Raw genomic sequence first — 15,574 nt, 5'->3', positions numbered from 1 at the left:
GCATGGCTACTGTCACTCTAGTTTCTGATGCCTTCAATCGGGCCGATGCCAATACTCTCGGCGTTGCCGACACAGGCCAGACCTGGGCCAAAACGGCCGATCGGGTGTACAGCATCAGCGCCAACGAGGCCGCTGGCGGGAGCGCCGGTGCTGGCTACGCTTACATAGATTGTGGTTACGCGGACGTGACGGTGCAGGCTAAGTGCAAGGTAGTGAACGCAGACGGCGTTCGCACCTCTATCGTCTTTCGGGCCGCCGACGCAAATAACTGGTGGCTGGCACTGCTTTACGATGGCGGGACTTCCTACGCCGTCTATACCGCCTACTACGAGGGTGGCGTCCTCAAGGAAAGCAAGAACAAAGCCGTTACCGTGTCGGTTGGTACCTACGGTACCCTCAAGGCTGTCTGTTCTGGCGCGTCAGTCAAGGTCTATTGGGACGACACGCTCTGCACGGAACACGACTCGGCTGCACTCCAGACGGCCACCAAGGTCGGCATCTATCTCGATAATGGCAACCTGAGACTAGACGACTTTCTAGTTACACGAGAGGCCGCCGATCCCGCTGGCGGCGGGCGCCCGCAGAACCGCAGGCCGAAGCGGCTCATGGTCTATCAGGTTGGTAGGAACTGGTATGAGGAAGTGAGGCGGTCCAATTGAGCGATCCCCGTTACGACATCACCCTAGCCGACCCGGTAAGCGGTGAGTCCATCGGCCTGAAACTGGACGCCCCTTTCCAGTGGCAGTCGGCGCAGCAGATGGCGACCCGCATCACTGAGGCCCAGGACTGGCGCTCCTTCGACGAGTGGTCAGTCCTGGAGCAATCGTCCTTCCACCACGGGCGAGGGCTGGAGATATGGGATAGTTCCGACCCAGAGCGCTACTACGACTCCTACAACATAGACACCCGCATCCGGGATCAGATGACCCTTGCGCCCAAGTCAACTACGACAAGCGTGGGGGCAGCGGGGTTCCTGGACTACCACCTGTACAACTATCACAGCGCCTACTCCACCAACAAGCTTGCCCAGTCCTTCAAGTGTGTCTCTCACACCTGCAAAAAGATAGCCATCAAGGCCAAGGCCACCGGTAGCTCTGCCATCACCTGTACGCTGCGTGTCGAGACGGACGACCCTGTCACGCCCGGCCAACCGAGTGGCACGCTGGTAAGCCCCTCAGGGGTCGTGTCTTCCGCGACTGCCTCGGTACCCGCTACCTTCGGGTGGGTGGAGTTCGACTTCGGGTCCACCGGCTTTACGCTCGGAGACGGGGTCGGGGCGGGTGACGATAGGTTCTGGCTAGTACTGGTAGGTGGCTCTAGCAGTGTGGCTGTGTTCTGGTGGGGGGGCGACGGCTGGAGCGACCCCTATGCCCTTGGCACCTCCATGGAATACTCGGTCAGCACCTGGAGCGAGGACGTAGACTTCGACTTCTTCTTCGACCTGCGCTCGGCCTCCAACATGGCCGATGTACCACGCTGTTTTACTCGCATGGGCACCAAGTTCTACTGCGGGGCAGGAACGGCGGTATACCAATGGGACAACTCGAATAAGTATTGGGTAGCCAAGAAGACAGACTTCGCCAACTCTGTAACGGACATGGTTGAGTTCGCTGGCGTATTGTGGGTAGCACACGGGGACGGAAACCTGTGGACGCTCGATGGCACCTCCACTTGGGCAGAGAAGTCGGGCGTCACTGCTACCTTCTTGCTGGTTTACAAGGGCTACCTGTACCGCTCCACTTACTCGACTGACAATCTGGTCTTCTACACCGCCGACGGCGCCACCTGGAACGCAAGCGGCTGGAAGGTGGGTAATCCTGGGCGGCTAGAGCGTATCCGGGGCCTAGTTGGCTACGAGTACGATGTCTACGTTCTGACCACTCACGGCCTCTACGTCTTAGGGCCTGAGTCTAGGCAGGGCGATCTGGTAGACCAGATAGTAGATTACAGCACGCAGTACGACGATTGGAATGGCATTGCTGGCGCGGTGTGGCCTAGGGACGGCAAGCTCTACTTCAACGTGGGTGCATCTCTGCTGTCCTACCAGGAAGGCTTGCTCGACAGCGTGGGGCCAAACAAGGACGCTGGGCTACCGTCCGGCAGGCAAGGCATCGTCGAGTCCACGGTCGCTCTAAGCAACTGGCTTGTCGCTTCTGTGGATGCTGGGTCGTCGGGCACGTCCTCGGTGCTGGTTTACAACGGCTCCGGCTGGCATGAGTTGTTCCGTGCCCCTGGCGTAGGCCAGGTAGCACGAGCCTTGGGCTACGACACCACCGCCACTCCGTATAAACTCTGGTTCGGCTTTGGCAACCAGGCGGGCTACATCGAGTTTCCCGACACTACCGATAACCCCTATGAGTACAGCAGCAGCGCCTACGCTTCCCAAGGCTACCTCATCACGCCCTGGATTGACATGGACTTGCTCTCCGTGGACAAGGACTTCCAGGAGTTCGGCGTCCAGTGCGACATGCCATCCACCTGCACCCTCACGGTATCGTATCAGGTTGATCGCTACCGTGAAAGCGCGGACGTATGGTATCAGTTGTACTCCGCTACCTCGACCGACATGGATGGGGTCTACGCCTACACCTTTCCTTTTGAGTCGGCCTTTGCCACAAACCCCACTGTCACCGCAGGGAGCACTAGAAAGACAATCAATGTGGACGCCCTCTATGCAACGGTGCTAACACATTGGTTGCGCATAAACGACGAGATCAGGGTGGCGACTACCGCTGGCGCAAACTACCTCACGCTCACCCGCGCCCTGTCCGCTGCCCCCGCTGCCGGTGATCGTGTCTACCCCGCCCGCCCCTGTGGAGCGGAGATTCGCTTCAAGATCGAACTCGCCACCACCAACTCAGCCTACACGCCCAAGCTACAAGCCTGGTGGCTGAAGTGTATGCCGATGATAAAGGACAAACTGGCGGCGTCGTTCTCTAGTCAGATATACGATGGCCAGACGGACTACCCCCAGGCTCCAGAGATTCTCGCCTCTACCAGGGCCGCCTTGCTCCACTCCTTTGCCAAGCGCCCCACGCCCATAGACCTGACCGACATGGCGGGGGACACCAAGCGAGTCAAGATCACCGACCTCAAGGAGACTCAGGAGTGGGCCAGCGGACAGGCAATGGGCCACGACCGCACTCCCATCCGCACGTTTGTCCTGTCGGTGGTTGAGGTATGAGTTACAGCAAACTCACCAAGATCAACAAGTATGCTGGCTTCGGCAAGCGCAAGGTCAAGCCGCCTGAGATCGTGCTGCAGCCCAAGGCTGACGACGCCACCGACCTACCCGAAGACATCCGCGCCCTCATCCCGCGCATGGGCGAGCGCCAGGCCCGCATCGTGTGGCAGTGGCGCAAGAAGGGGCTACGGGCATCGTCCCCAGAAGTGCTAGTCTATGACTGGCTTACTAAGAAGCGGATCAGGTTCGAATTTCAAAGTAGCTTTTTCGGCGGGCGCATCTTCCGTGGCGGCCTGGTCAACGACTTCGCCCTCTACCACCTGCCACAAGGCGTGATGATCTGGCGCATCCAGGGCGAATACTACCACTCCCCGACCAAGGAGAAGGACGAGGCGAACAAGCAACGGCTCCTGATGAGTAGGGTCAAGAATCAGAAGGTGGTGTCGGTGGTAGACCTGTGGGAGCGAGACATCTTTCGAGGCGTGAACGGCGTGTGCCAGGACGCTCTATCAGGGAGAGGCCGCCGTGGCTAGATTGCTGGGCATGACCCGCTTCTGGAACTACATCTCTGACTGGATCGAGTGCCGGGTTCACCTGCGGCCAGAGAAGGACAACGCCCTAGACCTGGGCAGCAGCGACTACCAGTGGCGGCGGGTGTACGTTGGGCCGGGAACAGCCGGTGCCCCCGCCATCACGCCAGACGGTGACACCAACACCGGCCTCTGGCAGTCCGCCGCCGACAACCTCGACTTCTCCACTGGCGGGGTGAACCGGCTGAACATCAGCAGCGCGGGCGTGACAGTGACCGGTTCGATTCTTGGGACATCGGCTATTGGTGCTCGTGTCTACAACAACGCTGATATCACAATCGGCAACAATAGTTGGACGGCGCTCACGTTCAACTCAGAGCGCTTTGACACCGACGACATTCACAGCACCAGCACCAATACTAGCCGCCTAACGGCTGCGCGAACGGGCACATACCTCATCTTCGGTTCTGTGCATTGGGCGGACAACGCTACTGGCAGGCGCATACTGCGGATACTCGCCGGCGGCACTGACACAATTGCGCGAGTCGAATATGCCATAGTCAGCAGCAGTACCGCAATGACAATCTCTACAGTCTACAGGTTGTTAGCCAACAATTATGTTGAGTTGAGCGTATACCAGAGCAGCGGCGGTGATTTGAATGTGAAGTACTACGGCGCGTGGTCGCCTGAGTTTGGGATGGTGAGACTGGCCTAGGAGGCTACATGCACGAGATACCGGAGAGACGGCAGTTCCTGTTTTCGGCCTAACCCCCTTGACCTAGCCCCTAAATTGTAGTACAATACCCCTATCCCTTAGTAGGAGGTGCCCCACGATCCCAGGTATGTTCTGCTTTCCGCGCCATCAGAACCTCACCCCCATCATCGAGAGAATGCAGCCGTCCGTGGTGAAGGGATTCGCCTCGGTCACTAGTCCTGAGTGGTGGCAGGAGGTGAGGCGAGTCGCGCCTAACGCCATCCAAGTGCTAGTGCATGGCGAGATCAGCGACAACCCCAACCTGGACTACCCTGAGAAGGACGCCGAGGACACCGCCCGCCTGCTGGACGAGCGCCCAGGCTTCCCCCGTCTGGTCATCTCCAAGAACGAACTCCTGCACTCGACGCACCCCCTGACACATTGGGTCACTTGGTCTGACTACATGCGACGCTGGCTCACCAGGGCGCATCAGGTGGGGTTCAACGGTGTCGTGGGCCAGATCAACTCCGGCCATCCGTCCGTCTATCTCATTGACGGCAGCGACCAGTGGCAACGGCTCCTGGACGTGGACGCCGCCATGAACGGTAGCGACTACTGGGGGCTGCACGAGTATTGGGGCATGGCCGGGCCTCGTGCCTGGTGGCCCTGGACGTGTGGGCGACACCTGATGCAGCCGTTCAGCCACAACATCCTCATAGACGAGTGCGGCTTCGACAAGTATGTGGACGGGCCCGAACCCGACATCCAGCGACGGGGCTGGGCCGCCAACATGAGCAAGGAGCAGTACGCCGATCAGGTAGTCGAGTACCACCGGCTCCTTACCGACCCCAGGGTCAAGGGCACCTGCCTGTTCCTCATGGACTACGACAACAACGAGTGGCAGTCCTTTGACGCCTTCCCCGTTGCCGACCTGTTGGCGGCCAGACGGGACGAGTGCCGCTTCCCTGCCGGTGACGCCACCATTCCCGCCCGTCTGCGCTTCCCCTTGGGCACCTGCGTCATGGACGGGGACAAGCCGCGCATTACCCAAACCTTTGCCGAGCATCCCGAACCGGCCAAGGGGCTAGACATCTCCTGCTACGCTGGCTCCCCCGTCCTGGCCGCTGATGATGGGGTTGTGGACAAGGTAGAAGACCTGGGCGATGCGTCCTACGGCAAGTACGTCCAGGTGGTGCATCCCTGGGGGTTCACCCTCTACGCCCACCTGGCGCACATGGTAGTCGAGAAGGGGCAGCGTGTTCCCGCTGGCGGCACGTTGGGGGCGTCGGGCAACACCGGTAACTCCACCGGCCCCCACCTGCACTTCGAGGTAAAGAGCTTTGCTAACCGAGTATGGCCCCACCGTGTAGACCCCGCACCGCTGCTAGGACTAGGAGATGATGTGGAGACCCCGGAACCGCCCGCGAACGATCCGGTTGAGCCTAGTGCGCTTACAGCGGCAGAGTTACAGCGCTGCCGCCAGAAGTGGGGCATCGTGCCTGCCACCATCAAGGCGGCCCTGGCGCGGAACTACGAGTGGGTAGGCGAATCCTACACGCCCGGTGATCGCTACGCCCTGTGCGTAGTCTTCGACCGGGCTACCAAGAAACCGAAGGCACTGAAACTAGACGCCCGCACCTGGGCGGTGACAAGCGAGGGGGTTCTGTGAGTCTGTCGGCTACCTGTCCTGAGTGTGGCACGTTTGTCCGCTGCGCCTCCTGTGAGGGAGGCATATGCCCCAACTGCGGGGCCGACCTACCCGTGACCTCGGAGGGGGCTTGTTCTATAAACTCGATGAATCCAGCAAGGCTGGCCTCTACGCCCGATACAAGCAAGGCGATGAACTGAGCGCCGAGGCCGCTGCCCTGGGCCTGAAGCAGGCCACACTAGAGCGCCGTCTACGGGAGTTCGGGGCTACCAAAGTCCCGAACTCCACCCAACCGAAGTTCAACGAACCGCCCCGACTGACCGGAACGACCCTCATCCTGGCCGACCCCCACTGTCCCTACCAAGACGCTGAGTTCACCAACCGCATCGTTGACATAGCCCTTGCGACACGAGCGACGCATTGTGTGATCGCCGGTGACTTGCTCGACATGAACGCCTTCTCCCCCTTCGACGCCAACTCCAACGCCCACTTCGAGCAGGACTGTGAGGCGGCGGAGGGCTTTGTCACCGCCCTGGCAGGAGCCTTCAAGGACGTGCTCTGGATCAAGGGCAACCACGAAGGCAGGCTAGACAAGCGCATCGGCCTGCACCAGCTGGCAGACGGGAGGATCAAGCGGCTTGTCTCACTCACCGACGCCGTTACCTACACCGGCTACTACTACTGCTACGTTGACGAATGGATGGTGTGTCATCCCAAACAGGCGAGCCGGACACCGGGCAAGGTTGCATCGGCGTTGGCGGGGAAGTACCACCGTAATGTTGTTGCCGGACACGGCCACCTGTGGGGACTTGCTCCTGATGCCAGTGGGAGATTCCTTGGCATTGATACGGGTCTCTGTGCCGACCCCGACCGACTAGAGTACGACGCCATGCGGCCCAACACCTACCCGCGCATGACCCAAGGGGCGGTCATTCTGCGCGACGGCTACCCCTGGCCCCTGTCGCCGTACATGGACTTAGCCAGCATCAGGGCGGCGCTGAAGAAACTGGCCACATGAGGTGGGAGAATGCCCGTCTATGAGGATACCGAGACACAGGTCAGAAACGAGCAGCAACTAGCCGATGATCTTGAGCGGGAGCGCTTGCGGGAGATGGCCGCCCGCCTGGTAGAAGTAGTCAGGGCGGCTAAGGCCAGCCGCACGCCACGGGAAGCCCAGCCCTTTGCCGACACGGCCCTGCCCGTGCAGCAGCAGGCCGCCCCCGACTACACCGCCATGCGGAACGAACTTCACAACCGCACTGCTGCTGACCCTCTAGCGGCCATCGGTGGCGGGGCGCCAGCGGCAGCACAGCAGCAGGCCGCTACGCCCCGACTGAAGAACCCCAACTTCCTACAGACCATCGGCGACTACGTTCTAGGGCTGGGGGCCAACCCGATCACGTCTCTAATCGGGCGTGCCGGTGGTGCCCTGGGCCTGTGGGACACGATGGAGGAACGGGAACGGCAGTTACAGGAAGAGACCCGCCTGCTGGACGCTACGAAGCAGTGGACACGGGACAACACTAACTACTACGCTCGGCCTAACCTGCCCATGTGGTATTACGAGGGGGTGGGAGCCAGGGACAACGATACCGGCACTCTCATGGGGTATGCCGCCCCGCCCCCCACCGGCCTCGTTGGGGAGTTGTGGTCACAGCTTACCTATGGGGACGCTACCAAGCCCAACATCGTGGGCCTACCGGGCGACACCGACGCCTACGTTCACGAAGCCCTACACGCCCTGTTCACAGAGAACTTCAAGGCCAACCCAGAGAAGCAGACCCAGTTCGCCCTTGACACCATCAAGTTCTTGGGCCAAGACCCCAACACCCTACCAGAGTCGGAGCGGGAAGCGTGGGGGGTGGCTAAGCGGTGGTATGACCAGGCCGTTGTTGACCCAGAATCCTACTACGGGCGCATGACCGAGTTGTATGCCTATTTGGGGGCACTCGCTACTCAGAAGGGGTTGGCGGCTCTCCCTGGGCAGGTGCGAGCCAACTATGCGGACGTGTTTGCGTTCTAGTCTCTCCCCTACCCATAGCGCCAAGCAGCCGGGCAATGATGCTCGGCTGCTTCTGTTTCGGGGGCGCCAGTTGCAGGATCGGGACTTCCTCCCGCCGCTCTACCACGCCCCTCAGCCAGGCCACTTCCCGCTCCAACATGGCGCACCTTACCCGCAGCATCACCAGTTCATCGGGGTCTGTCTCAGTGAGACTATCTTCGGTGACAGGCAGGCTTCGCGCCTCGATGGCGGGCGTCTTGGCCTCGATTCCCTTCGCCTCCAAATAGTCATCCGTCACCACATAGAAGCGGTTCGACCCCACCCGATAGCCCTTCAGCGTGCCCGCATTGAAGTCTCGGATGAGCGTTCGGCGGGTCAGGCCGGTGTAGGCCACGGCGTCTGTAGGGGATAGGTGCTGATCCATTGTCACCTCCCTGTTGCATCACAGCCCATTGTGACATATAATGTGCCAGGAGGCAAGATGGCTGACGTAATCACGAAGGAAGCCCTGGATGGGCTTTACGAGGCGTGTATCCACCCACCGCGCGTAGCCTGGGGAACGTGCCCCATGTGTGACGGGCTGGGGTACATCCCAGAAGAAAGGCTGCCAGACGGGACACGCCTCCGTAGGGTCGATCCGTGCTGGTACTGTGGAGGGAGGAAGGAAGCCCTGATCCTGGTTGACGAGAAGGGTAATCGGGTGTAAACTCCTAGAAACACGAAGCCCCCTGCGGTGGGGAACCCAGGGGCTTGCGTGTCCACCTATTCGATTCAGCCTTTGCGACCGGCAAGTCGCGTAGGCGAGGAGCGGTGTTGTCTGGTAGTAGTGTACTCCATGTTGTCAAGCCCTGGCAAGTCCTCTCTTGGGCCGACTGGCAAGATCGCCTGTACTGCTCCTACGTCACCGCTCGCAAGCGGGTAGCGGCGATGGTGCGGGCGGGCCAGCTGCAGCAGCTTCCCGTCTGTCCTCGGTGCGGGCGAGTCTCCACCGGCCCGGCCTGCCAGTGTGGACGCCGCTTCGGGCGTGGCCCTTCCTACGCCTACGCTGCCCCTGGTGAGCCACCCTGTATAAAAGTGCCGGTACATCGGCGTAAGTACAGGCAAAACTATATAGGGTCTTCTGAGTCTCCATCTATCCCTAGACCTAATACGGATAGCATGGGGGACTCAGATGCGCTGCCACCCTATCTAAACTCGGACACGTCCATCATGCGGGCGTTGCTGGTCTGGGGCTGGACGTTGCCCCAGGTGCAAGCGGTACAGGCGAGTGGGCTAGAGCGGTGGGAGTTGGTGCGGGCGTGGGTGCCCATCATTCACAGAATGCAGGACGTGCGGAACAAGGGCGGCTACGCCATGACCGTGCTCAAACGGGGAACCATGCCCAGGTACACGCCGTCCTGGGCGCAAGAGAAAACGCCGCCCCCGCCCGTGGTGAAAGCGGAGCCGACGCTGGAGTATTGGCGGCAGCAGGCCGAGTGGTTACGCGCCTACTACGCCGAAGATGACGAAACCGGAGACGAAAGTCAGGTTCGGAATCCAGTTGATATAACTACAGGACGGGTGTATACTGCTAAGTGTTCCGCGACAGGAGGTCGTGAATCGTGCAGGACTCGGACATCGAATCCCTCATCGTCCTCGTCGTCGAAGCAACACCGCAAGAACTCCACGCCGCCTTTAGCCTCGTTCTCGGCACTCCGCTCTGTCCGCTTCTGCAACAGCTTCGGCTCTACTATGCCGGGCCGTCACGAATTGAGCGTAGTCCAGAATCAAACTACGCTGTTCCGGCGTAGCCGCCGAAAGCGCCTCGATCCAGTCCCGATAGTCGGTCTCGTCAACGGGGCGCATCCGACCCATCGCCTCGTAGGCCCTGGCGACACTGACCCCGAAGGTCTTGGCTATGGCAGCCGAGTTCTCTGGGGTGGGAAGCGAGTAGCCCCTGACCCAATTGGTGACACTGCTGGGGGGAACCTGCAGGCGTTCTCCGAGTTCGCTCTGACTCGATATCCCCTTCTCCCGCATCATCTCATGCAGCCACCGCCCAAACTTCGTCACATGACGTGCCACTTTCCAACCTCCATGCCCCCTGGTCTAAGACGTAGTACCATCGTACTACACTATTGCCTAGAAGTCTAGCCCAAGTTGCCTGAAATTGCCACTTGACAGGCTTCCCAAAAGGTAGTAAGATGTTCCCATCACCTAGTAGGGGGTTGGCATGAGCAGAGACGGGAGCAGCCGGAAGGGGCGAGCGCCGGTCTCTTGTTGTGCTTTCGGCCTACTACCTACTGGGAAATCCTTCCTGGGGAGGAAGACGATGTGGGAAGTACCGGGCGATCTGGGTCTAGTGATCGGGATGCTCATCATCTTTGGGTCGCTGTACTGGATGGAGAGAGACGCTAGGAGGTCACTTGCTAGGAGTCGCGCTGGCGCTCGTGGTCGGGTGGTGGCTGGGCTTTCTCACGATGGCGTTGCTGGCGATGGCCAGCAGGAGCGATGACGATGGCCGGGCTAGGTTGTAAGCACTGCGACTATACGGGATCAGTGGTAGAGGGCGGGGACAGGACGTGGGTCAGCGGCGGGATTGTCTACGACAACGAGACGGTCTTCGACTGTCCGTACTGCTCCCCTGACCCTGACCTGGATGACCTGCTCGATGACAGCGGTGACGCCTTTGACGACGAGTACGAGTACGACGACTTCACGCAGGACGGTTACGACGAAGAGTTCTCCTTCGAGGAGGAAGTCGGTGCTTACTAAGTACGCTCTGATGGAACGCTACGGGCACGACGAGGGGATTGATGCCGAGCCGCAAGGGGAGCGCCAGTACAGCGTCACCCTGCACGTCACGCTCGACCTGTACACCGAGGAAGAGGCGAGCGAAGCGGCCAAGGCCCTGGCCCAGCGGGTGTACCGGGTGCTACGGCTGGAGCCAACAACGGACGTGTGTGACGTGGACGTGTGGGCGGTGGAAGAACTGTGAGACCAGGGCAGCGGCTTGAGGAACTAGGGTTGGCGACGCATCACGACTCGGATCTGTTCACCTGGAATGAGAAGGGGCAGGCCATCGCAGAACACACCGGCATCATGGCCACGGCGGCCTTAGTTCGGGAAGTCGAGTGCATGAGCATGGAACTCTTAGATGAGTTGGAGGCACGATGGCTACGGAACGCAAGCAACTAAGCTACGAGGAGCAGGTGGCCGCCCTGGCCACCCCTGCTGCTCAGGGAGAGATTGTGCGGGCGACCAAGTACAAGCCCGCTCACATGCCCGGCTCGATCGTGGAACACAAGCTCAACACCATATTCGGCCCCGACAACTGGGGCGTGAGGGTAGAGCAGTGGCCGACACTGGAGAGGGAGATCGGCACCGCCCCGTTCTACCACGGCAAGTACACCATCTGGTTCCGCTTCGCCAACGGCTCCATTGCCGAGCGACCGGCTATCGGGTGGATCGCCGCTCAGCCTGCTAGGGGCGGGGGCGTGCAGGACATCATGTTCAGCAACGTGCAGATGGCGATGGAGGGCTGCCTTACCGAAGCGATCAAGTTCGGCGCTTCTACGCTCGGCCCGGCCCTGGGCCTGGGGATGCACAACGAGACGGCTATGGCCCTCATCGCCGACGAAAACGACACGCCATCCTCCTCCCCGGCTCCGAAGGAGAGTGCGCCCCCTCCCGCCTCTCCTTCGGATGCTATCAATTGGGACATGGTTCGGCGAGTGCTTATCGGCACAACAAAGCTGCCTGACCCGGACAATCCCAAGACCAAGTACATCGTCACCTGGACGGGGCCGATGCAGTCCGACTTCGTAGACCTGGCCAAGCGGGAGAAGTGGGACAAGGAAGAAGTGGTACGGCAGATCATCAAGTGGGACAAGCGCAAGCGGGAAGACAGCCTGGCGGCGCAAGGCGAGTTGGCCGACATGCTGCGGGTTCCCAAGTTCATCGAGGAGGAAGAGGTCAGTGCCTAACCACGAGAGCATCAGCATCATCGGCCACATCGGCAGAGACGCCGAAGTGAAGGCGACGAGGACGGGCAAGATGGTGTGCTCGTTCTCGGTAGCCGTGAGCAGGCGGGGCAAGGACGAGGAAGACTCGACCAACTGGTATCGGGTCAGCATGTGGGGGGATCGGGGCGAGAAGCTGGCTCAATACCTACTCGCTGGCAAGCAGGTATTCGTGATGGGACGACCGGGCCTGAGCGTCTACACCGACAAGCAGGGCAACGCCAAGGGCACTATCGAGATCATGGCCGATGACGTTCAACTGCTAGGGCGCAAGGATGACACGCCAGACAGGCCGCAGCGACGAGTACAGGATGAGGACATCCCCTTCTAGTGTACAGAGATGAGCGGAGCGAAGACCTGCTTTGCGGGATGCTCCTGGCCTTTGGCGACCAGGCCCGTCACGTTGCGACACGGGCGGGCCTGCGCCCCTGGCACCTGACCCAAGGCAAGGCGAGAGCCACCTGGGAGGGCAAGGGCGATCCCCGTTATCTGGTCTACGTTAGCCAGGCAGTGATCCGCGAATGGACGGATGCCTGTCTGCGAGTACAGAAACAACGCGACAACAGAGTTCAGGGGCTGGAGGCGGGGCTGTACCCACTGCCAGATGAGACGGACATTGTGAAGCGGCTGGCTACCCGCCTGGTGCGGTACGCGAAGGCGAGAGAGTTGTTAGTAGAAGCGGAGCGGGTAGCCAAGGGGATAGTGGAGCCGCAGGTAGTAGGGGGCGTGCAGCTGTGAGTCTCAATAGGGCACTGTTCACAAGCCGAAGCGCTACATGGGAGACTCCTGATGCGGCGTATTCCGAACTGGATGCGGAGTACGGTTTCACCATAGACGTATGTGCGGAGCCGCACACGTCTAAATGCAAGCGGTACTACACCAAGGAAGATGATGCTCTGGGGCGGTCGTGGGCGGGCGAAGTGTGCTGGATGAACCCGCCCTACGGGAGGCAAATAGGTCGGTGGGTTCGCAAGGCTTACGAAGAATCGCAAGGTGGAGCCACGGTTGTCTGCCTCATCCCGTCACGAACCGACACTGCCTGGTGGCATGACTATGTGATGCGAGGTGAGGTCTATGTAATTCGGGGGCGCTTGCGCTTCGGCGACGCTACCAACGGTGCACCGTTCCCTAGCGCGGTGGTCGTGTTCAAGGGCGTGCAACTGTGAGCGACGTGGTGGGCCCTTACGACCTGCACATAGAGGGCGATGACTACGTTTTCACCTGGGATGGCGGGGTAGTGGAGGCCCGCCTATCCCGTCTCTCCGAGGGCAAGGGCGAGACTTCTGCTGAGATCATGGTATCCACCACCATGCCCCCGGCAGCCGGGGTGCTAGAGTGGGGGCGCATCAACCTAAGCGCCATGAGTACACGGGCGAGCCTAGCCAAGCAACTGGCCGCCCGTTGCCCTGGCTTCGACTGGCAAGGGGCGCTGCTCCAGGTGAGCGCGAGAGCCGTCAAGATACGCCGAGAGGGCGAGCCGACCATAGACCTGCGGGATGTGCAGCCTCGTGACACTCGCTGGCTGCTCTGGCCCTACATCGAATACGGTGGGCCGACCGTCATGTTCGCCGACGGCGGCACGGGTAAGTCAGTCCTGGCGCTGGCGATGGGCTACAGCGTAGCGACAGGCAAGCCTCTCCTGGGTACGCCCAAGGCCGAGCCGAAGGGAGTGCTCTACCTAGACTGGGAAACCGACAGTTGGACACACGCCGAGCGGTTACGCGCGATCCACACTGAGTATGCGTTCGAGGAAGAATTACCGACCATCCGTTACAAGCGCATGGTTGGGAGCCTAGCAGACAGCGCCACTCAGCTAAGAGCAGAAGTCTCCCGTTGGGGCATAGGCTTGACAATCGTTGACTCGCTCTCGTTGGCATCGGGCGGGCCGCTTGAGGAAAGCGCCTCGGCCACCACGTTCTTCGACGCCGTTCGCTCGCTCAACACCTGCATCCTGGCCATTAGCCATGTAAGCAAGGGGAGTATGCAGCCCGACAATAAGGGCAAGAGCAACCCCTTCGGCAGTATATATTGGCGAAACACGGCTAGGATCGCCTGGTTTCTTGAGTCGGCACGGGAGGAAGGATCGGACGTGACCAAGGTTCGCTTTGAGAACGTGAAGAGCAACAACGGGCGCATTCAGAATCAGCACGGCTATCGCCTGGCGTTCCACAACAAGGGGCCGGAGGGCGAGCAAACCCTGATGGGCGTCAGCATCAAGAAGATAGACTTGACCGAGGAACCGGAGTTCGCTGGCAAGCTGTCCTGGGCACAACGCCTCATGTCCGCCCTGTCACACGGGCGCATGACCACCGGAGAGGTGGCCGAAGCCCTGGACGTGGTGGACAACACGGTAGTATCCAAGGAACTGAGCAAACTGAAGAACACCGGGAAGGTGATTCGCCTGGCCGATAGCACCTGGGCGTTGGCGGCTAAGTGATGCTAATTACCAGTTCGCTTAGCGAAATCCCCTGGAGAAATGGCGAAGAGAGAAGGGGAAAAGCCATTTCGCTTTTCCCTTCTCTCTATAGGCGAAGCGAAAAGCGAAATGGGATACGAAAGATTAGCGGGGGTGAGTGATGGCGCGGCCTCGGAGGGGCTGGACACAGCGGGTAGAGGCGGGCGAGCGGCAAGCATGGCTGGGGAGGTGACGCGGTGAACCGACAAGGGGCTGGGAAGATAAGCTGGTGCGACTACACCTGGAATCCTGTCACCGGCTGCCGTCGCGGCTGTGACTACTGCTATGCCCGTAAGACCTACGAGCGGTTTGGCATGAGCTTCGAGCCGACGCTGCATGAGGAGCGGCTAGGTGAACCGGCGAAGGTAGCGACGCCTAGCAAGATATTCGTGTGTTCGGTGGCCGACCTATTCGGCCCGTGGGTGCCAGATGAGTGGATCGGGGCGGTGTTGCGTGCGGCAGACGACGCGCCCTGGCACACCTACCAATATCTCACCAAATATCCCCTCGCCCTAGAGGACATGGTATGGATGGATAGGGATTGGGTAGGGGCTACGGCTATCGACAATGAGACGGCGGGGCGAGCGCTGGCGGCGCTGGCTAACACCCAGGCCAAGACGCGGTTCCTGAGCGCCGAGCCGCTTATGGGGCCGATAGACCTAATGATGCGGCATGACCCTGGGTCGCTGGAGTGGCTCATCATCGGCGCGATGACAGGGCCGGGCGCGACGCCGCCGAAGCGCGAGTGGGTACAAGGGCTGATAGACCAGGCGCGGACAGCGGGCGTGCCCGTGTGGCTTAAAGAGAACCTGCGATGGCCAGAGACGATCCAGGAATGGCCGAAGGGGACAGAGTGACCGATGAGTGAACCTATCTGGATGAGCCTAGACCTGTTGCGCGAAGCCGCCGCGTCCGTGGCGCTGGACGGGGAGACGATGCACGTCGCCGCACCGGACGGTTCCTGCTGCCTGGATCATGCGCGGGAGAGGATTGCGGAGTTGGAGGCCGAAGTGGAACGGCTGGAGTACCTGTTGCGTACTGTCGAGCGGTGCAGCTAGGA

The 15,574-nt window shown here is 60.8% G+C and carries 20 protein-coding genes; 18 read left to right on the top strand and 2 right to left on the bottom strand.

Annotated features, from left to right (window positions below; translation table 11 throughout):
• Positions 1 to 2: 2 nt before the first annotated feature.
• The 7 genes from WC683_08690 to WC683_08660 all read left to right on the top strand — a co-directional run bounded on the left by WC683_08690 (position 3) and on the right by WC683_08660 (position 8,079).
• Positions 3 to 659 carry a hypothetical protein gene (locus WC683_08690; GenBank protein MFA4972678.1) on the top strand — a complete coding sequence of 219 codons (657 nt, stop codon included), beginning with the start codon at positions 3 to 5 and terminating at the stop codon, positions 657 to 659.
• A complete protein-coding gene (locus WC683_08685; GenBank protein ID MFA4972677.1) occupies positions 656 to 3,184 on the top strand; it encodes a hypothetical protein in 2,529 nt (842 codons plus the stop codon). Before WC683_08690 ends, WC683_08685 begins: the two co-directional genes overlap by 4 nt.
• On the top strand, positions 3,181 to 3,717 hold the full coding sequence (locus tag WC683_08680) for a hypothetical protein (protein ID MFA4972676.1): 537 nt from the start codon (positions 3,181 to 3,183) through the stop codon (positions 3,715 to 3,717). The genes WC683_08685 and WC683_08680 overlap by 4 nt, the downstream gene beginning before the upstream one ends.
• Positions 3,710 to 4,429: a hypothetical protein gene (locus tag WC683_08675; GenBank protein MFA4972675.1), complete on the top strand. Its 720-nt coding sequence runs from the start codon at positions 3,710 to 3,712 to the stop codon at positions 4,427 to 4,429. Before WC683_08680 ends, WC683_08675 begins: the two co-directional genes overlap by 8 nt.
• A gap of 127 nt (positions 4,430 to 4,556) precedes the next feature.
• Positions 4,557 to 6,077: a M23 family metallopeptidase gene (locus tag WC683_08670; GenBank protein MFA4972674.1), complete on the top strand. Its 1,521-nt coding sequence runs from the start codon at positions 4,557 to 4,559 to the stop codon at positions 6,075 to 6,077.
• Between the two features lie 109 nt (positions 6,078 to 6,186).
• Positions 6,187 to 7,074, top strand: a complete 888-nt coding sequence (locus tag WC683_08665) for a hypothetical protein (protein ID MFA4972673.1) — start codon at positions 6,187 to 6,189, stop codon at positions 7,072 to 7,074.
• 9 nt (positions 7,075 to 7,083) lie between these two features.
• On the top strand, positions 7,084 to 8,079 hold the full coding sequence (locus WC683_08660; GenBank protein ID MFA4972672.1) for a hypothetical protein: 996 nt from the start codon (positions 7,084 to 7,086) through the stop codon (positions 8,077 to 8,079).
• Here the strand turns inward: WC683_08660 and WC683_08655 are convergent.
• Positions 8,009 to 8,482 (bottom strand): hypothetical protein, encoded by a 474-nt coding sequence (locus tag WC683_08655; GenBank protein MFA4972671.1) that lies wholly within the window; start codon positions 8,480 to 8,482, stop codon positions 8,009 to 8,011. The genes WC683_08660 and WC683_08655 overlap by 71 nt on opposite strands.
• A gap of 57 nt (positions 8,483 to 8,539) precedes the next feature.
• Here WC683_08655 and WC683_08650 point away from each other — a divergent pair, with 57 nt between their 5' ends.
• Positions 8,540 to 8,764 (top strand): hypothetical protein, encoded by a 225-nt coding sequence (locus WC683_08650; protein ID MFA4972670.1) that lies wholly within the window; start codon positions 8,540 to 8,542, stop codon positions 8,762 to 8,764.
• A 968-nt stretch (positions 8,765 to 9,732) separates the two neighbouring features.
• Here WC683_08650 and WC683_08645 read toward each other — a convergent pair.
• The gene (locus WC683_08645) at positions 9,733 to 10,122 is read right to left on the bottom strand and encodes a helix-turn-helix transcriptional regulator (protein MFA4972669.1); all 390 of its coding nucleotides are present in this window, start codon (positions 10,120 to 10,122) and stop codon (positions 9,733 to 9,735) included.
• Positions 10,123 to 10,554: 432 nt separating this feature from the next.
• Here WC683_08645 and WC683_08640 point away from each other — a divergent pair, with 432 nt between their 5' ends.
• The 10 genes from WC683_08640 (at position 10,555) to WC683_08595 (ending at position 15,572) form a co-directional block, all read left to right on the top strand.
• The gene (locus tag WC683_08640; protein MFA4972668.1) at positions 10,555 to 10,812 is read left to right on the top strand and encodes a hypothetical protein; all 258 of its coding nucleotides are present in this window, start codon (positions 10,555 to 10,557) and stop codon (positions 10,810 to 10,812) included.
• A complete protein-coding gene (locus tag WC683_08635) occupies positions 10,802 to 11,035 on the top strand; it encodes a hypothetical protein (protein ID MFA4972667.1) in 234 nt (77 codons plus the stop codon). Before WC683_08640 ends, WC683_08635 begins: the two co-directional genes overlap by 11 nt.
• Positions 11,032 to 11,235, top strand: coding sequence for a hypothetical protein (locus tag WC683_08630; protein MFA4972666.1), 204 nt, complete (start codon positions 11,032 to 11,034; stop codon positions 11,233 to 11,235). The genes WC683_08635 and WC683_08630 overlap by 4 nt, the downstream gene beginning before the upstream one ends.
• A complete protein-coding gene (locus WC683_08625) occupies positions 11,211 to 12,023 on the top strand; it encodes a hypothetical protein (GenBank protein MFA4972665.1) in 813 nt (270 codons plus the stop codon). The genes WC683_08630 and WC683_08625 overlap by 25 nt, the downstream gene beginning before the upstream one ends.
• Positions 12,016 to 12,390 (top strand): single-stranded DNA-binding protein, encoded by a 375-nt coding sequence (locus WC683_08620; GenBank protein MFA4972664.1) that lies wholly within the window; start codon positions 12,016 to 12,018, stop codon positions 12,388 to 12,390. The genes WC683_08625 and WC683_08620 overlap by 8 nt, the downstream gene beginning before the upstream one ends.
• Positions 12,390 to 12,797 carry a hypothetical protein gene (locus tag WC683_08615; protein ID MFA4972663.1) on the top strand — a complete coding sequence of 136 codons (408 nt, stop codon included), beginning with the start codon at positions 12,390 to 12,392 and terminating at the stop codon, positions 12,795 to 12,797. Before WC683_08620 ends, WC683_08615 begins: the two co-directional genes overlap by 1 nt.
• Positions 12,794 to 13,225, top strand: a complete 432-nt coding sequence (locus WC683_08610; GenBank protein MFA4972662.1) for a DNA N-6-adenine-methyltransferase — start codon at positions 12,794 to 12,796, stop codon at positions 13,223 to 13,225. The genes WC683_08615 and WC683_08610 overlap by 4 nt, the downstream gene beginning before the upstream one ends.
• The gene (locus WC683_08605) at positions 13,222 to 14,496 is read left to right on the top strand and encodes an AAA family ATPase (GenBank protein ID MFA4972661.1); all 1,275 of its coding nucleotides are present in this window, start codon (positions 13,222 to 13,224) and stop codon (positions 14,494 to 14,496) included. Before WC683_08610 ends, WC683_08605 begins: the two co-directional genes overlap by 4 nt.
• A 215-nt stretch (positions 14,497 to 14,711) precedes the next feature.
• On the top strand, positions 14,712 to 15,371 hold the full coding sequence (locus tag WC683_08600; GenBank protein MFA4972660.1) for a DUF5131 family protein: 660 nt from the start codon (positions 14,712 to 14,714) through the stop codon (positions 15,369 to 15,371).
• A gap of 3 nt (positions 15,372 to 15,374) precedes the next feature.
• Entirely contained in the window at positions 15,375 to 15,572 is a 198-nt protein-coding gene (locus WC683_08595; GenBank protein ID MFA4972659.1) for a hypothetical protein, read from the top strand.
• The last annotated feature ends 2 nt before the right edge of the window (positions 15,573 to 15,574 follow it).

Source organism: bacterium, assembly GCA_041648665.1.
Taxonomy (GTDB): Bacteria; UBA10199; UBA10199; order 2-02-FULL-44-16; family JAAZCA01; genus JAFGMW01.
Note: the sequence above shows the minus strand (reverse complement) of the source record. Positions and strands in the feature narration are given on the sequence as shown.